This window comes from Planococcus koreensis (assembly GCF_004761975.1).
Taxonomy (GTDB): Bacteria; Bacillota; Bacilli; order Bacillales_A; family Planococcaceae; genus Planococcus; species Planococcus koreensis.
Window position 1 is genome coordinate 1 of the sequence record NZ_RQII01000063.1, and the last position, 3440, is coordinate 3440.

Annotated in this window: 3 protein-coding genes and 1 riboswitch; of the genes, 1 reads left to right on the plus strand and 2 read right to left on the minus strand. The window is 48.6% G+C overall.

All coding sequences use genetic code 11. The features are described from left to right. Positions 1-149: 149 nt before the first annotated feature. Positions 150-1163: a homoserine O-acetyltransferase MetX gene (gene metX, locus EGV91_RS14905; RefSeq protein ID WP_135505041.1), complete on the minus strand. Its 1014-nt coding sequence runs from the start codon at positions 1161-1163 to the stop codon at positions 150-152. Between the two features lie 12 nt (positions 1164-1175). After that, the gene (locus EGV91_RS14910) at positions 1176-2465 is read right to left on the minus strand and encodes an O-acetylhomoserine aminocarboxypropyltransferase/cysteine synthase family protein (protein WP_135505043.1); all 1290 of its coding nucleotides are present in this window, start codon (positions 2463-2465) and stop codon (positions 1176-1178) included. Positions 2466-2568: 103 nt separating this feature from the next. Continuing rightward, positions 2569-2684, minus strand: a riboswitch (SAM riboswitch). Between the two features lie 133 nt (positions 2685-2817). Between EGV91_RS14910 and EGV91_RS14915 the strand changes: the two genes are divergently transcribed. Next, positions 2818-3440 (plus strand): glycerol-3-phosphate acyltransferase (locus EGV91_RS14915; protein WP_135505045.1); only part of this gene is annotated, 623 nt, incomplete at its 3' end.

Below are 3440 nucleotides of genomic sequence, written 5' to 3' on the forward strand. Positions count from 1 at the left end.
CAAGTACCCGTTTTATTTAACTGTAAACATATTCCTTATTAATCATTTTCACCTATTTTTGAAAAATATTATCTCGGTTTAAAGATGCATGGAACAAGGATATTTTTCCATCATTTACTCTGAGTTTAAGGCAAATAAAAAAGCTTATGCTATTGCATAAGCTGGGGAATTGGCAAGCTATTCAATTTTTTTGAAATGTGATGGTCCCATTTTTCAAATTCGACCAGAAAACCATCGTGCCCGAATTGGGTATCGACGATTTCCCACGAAGCATTTGGCTGGCACTTTAGCCATGGCACCATCCCTTCGCTCGGATAAAGCAAATCGTGGGTATAGGAAAGAGAGAAAACCTCAACTTCCAGCCGAGCTTCTGAAACATCGTGTGTATTCATTGCTTGCAGCAAAGCTACATAGCTATTGGCATCGAAGCGCTTTGCCAGCTTCTGGCCTTGATAAGCCAAATACGACTCCACTTCAAAAATTTCGCCGCGGGTTGAACGCCTGAAGCGCTCGTTGAACATTCCGCCGCTCCGATATGTCACCATCCCTGCCATGCGAGCCACTTCAAAGCCTTTCAGCTCCGCGGCGTCCCCATAGTCTCCCCCATTGAACTTCGGATCGTTGATGATTGACTGAATGGCGATAAAATTGAATGCTACACCGAAGTCACTGTAAGCCGGCGTGACAGCAAGGGGGAAAATCGCTTTGGTGAATTCCGGATAACTGCGTCCCCACTCCAAAGTTTTCATGCCGCCAAGCGATCCGCCAATGACCGCTGCAAGGCCGGTTATGCCCAACTCCTTTAAAGCCGCGTATTCTGCATTCACCATATCACGGATTGTGATGGCCGGAAATGCAGCACGGTAAGGGGTTCCAGTGTGCGGATTGATGGACAAAGGTCCAGTAGATCCGCTGCATCCGCCCAGCACATTAAACGTGATGACCTGGAACTTATTTGTATCTACGGCTTTTCCTGGCCCTGCCAAGCCTGCCCACCAGCCAGGATTTTCTGCAGTGCCGACAGCAAACTGATCGCCTGTCAAAGCATGGCATACAAGGACCACTGGGGCACCATTTTTTCCGCAGCGTTCATAGGCAAGTTCGACATTTTCAAGGATTTCTCCTGACTCCAGGACCAAAGATCCGATCGATACGCTAGCCATTCTGCATTCCTCCTATACGTTTTCCAGAATTGAAGCTTGTATCGCCTGTTCCAGGTCCGCAATCAAATCTTCCGGATTCTCAAGCCCGACCGACAGGCGGATCAACTCTTCTGTTACGCCCGATGATTCAAGTTCCTCTTTAGACAATTGCTGGTGCGTCGTCGATGCCGGATGGATGATCAACGATTTCGCATCGCCGACATTGGCGACATGCGACCACAATCCAACGCTGTCGATCACTTTCCGGCCGGCTTCACGCCCGCCTTTAACGCCGAAATTGACGATGGATCCGTAGCCGTCTTTCAAGTATTTTTTGGCCAGTCCATGTGATGGATGATTTTCAAAGCCGATAAAATTAACCCATTCGACCTGCGGATGATCTCTTAAATATTCCGCGATAGCTTGGGCATTGCTGTTATGGCGGGGAATCCGCAAATGCAGCGTCTCCAACCCCTGTAAAAATGCATGAGCACTTTCTGCACTTAAAGAAGGGCCGAAATCACGCAGCAGCTGGACGCGCAATTTAGTTGCAAAGGATGCGCCTTCTGCATCGATTCCGTAGCGGATGCCGTGGTAGCTTTCGTCTGGCTCCGTGTAGCTTGGGAATTTCGGATTGTTCCAATTGAATTTCCCGCCATCGACGACCACACCGCCGATTGTCGTGCCATGGCCGCCAATCCATTTTGTCGCCGAGTGGATGACCACATCAGCTCCGAATTCAATCGGGTTGCTGCCGTAAGGCGATGCAAATGTATTGTCGATCAATAATGGAATGCCGTTTTCATGAGCGATAGACGCCACCTTTTCCACGTCGAAGACATTCAGGCTCGGATTGCCGATAATTTCGCCAAATAACGCTTTCGTCTTATCGGTAATTGCGCTGCGGAAATTTTCCGGATCTTTGCCGTCGACAAACTTGACTGTAATGCCGTATCTTGGCAATGTATTTGCGAAAAGGCTGTAAGTTCCGCCGTACAAATTGCTGTCCGCGACGATCTCATCGCCCGCTTCCGCTACATTCAAGATTGAAAAAGCGATGGCTGCCATGCCGGATGCCAATGCCACAGCTGCAGTGCCGCCTTCAAGCAGCGCCACACGCTGTTCGAATACGTCGACTGTCGGGTTCATGATGCGTGAGTAGATATTGCCAGCTTCTTTTAAGCCGAATAAATTCTGCGCATGCTCTGTATCTTTAAACACATAGGAAGTTGTTTTGTAAATCGGCACTCCTCTTGATCCTGTTACGGGATCGGGCTGCTGGCCGCCGTGCAATAAAAGAGTTTCAGGTTTAAAATTCGTCATTTCTATTCCTCCTAATTTTTTATAGATGGAAACCAAGGTTGAGGAGGGAACAGAAAAAGCCCTCTTCGGTTAAGAAGAGGGCCGTCATATACGGGTATACCTCCTCTCATCTGCCAGATCCCGTCGTGCCGGATCTGTAGGATTTAGCACCTTTCCAAGCTGCGCTTGTTGGTTGCTGGGCATCACAGGGCCTATTCCCTCCGCCTCTCTTGATAAGAGTATTCAGATTTAGTTTTTCATCTTGTTGTGAAGTATAAAAAGAATGGTAAGCAATGTCAAGCATAAAATTCGAATAATTTTGAAACTTCGAAGCGCCTATTGCGTTAAAATTAAAGGAAGGAGGAGAAGGCAGATGTTATTTTGGACGATTTCAGCACTCATATCAGGTTATATCATCGGTTCTTTGCACGGCTCCCTTATCTCCCAGCTGTTGACGGGCGTCAACATCAAAAAAGAAGGCGTCAAAAATTCCGGGGCATCGAATGCCGCGATCGTGCTTGGTTGGAAATACGGCGCACTCGTTGCCGTTCTCGATATTGCCAAAGGCATTCTTGCGGTTGCAGGATTCCGGCTGCTGCTGGACGCCTCCGCGCTGCCGGATGGTACGGTCTGGACTTTATTGTTCACCATTGGCGCGGGCGTCGTGTGCGGCCACAACTTTCCCATCTACATGAAATTCAACGGCGGCAAAGGAACTGCGCCGCTCATCGGTGTAATGCTGGCGCTCGATTGGAGATTCGGAATTGCCGGCTTGCTTCTATTGGTCATCGTTTCACTTGCCACCGATTACCTTGTGGCTGGTGTACTCGTTCTTTACGTCACGCTGCTCGCCGTGGCGGTGTTTCCGGCTGACGGATTCTGGCCTGTAGCCATCGCCATTCTGCTGTTTGCGATGTCGATTTGGAAGCATACAGAGAATATTGCACGCGTTAAAGATGGCACGGAAAAAAGAGTTTCTGCCGTACTGCGTAAAAA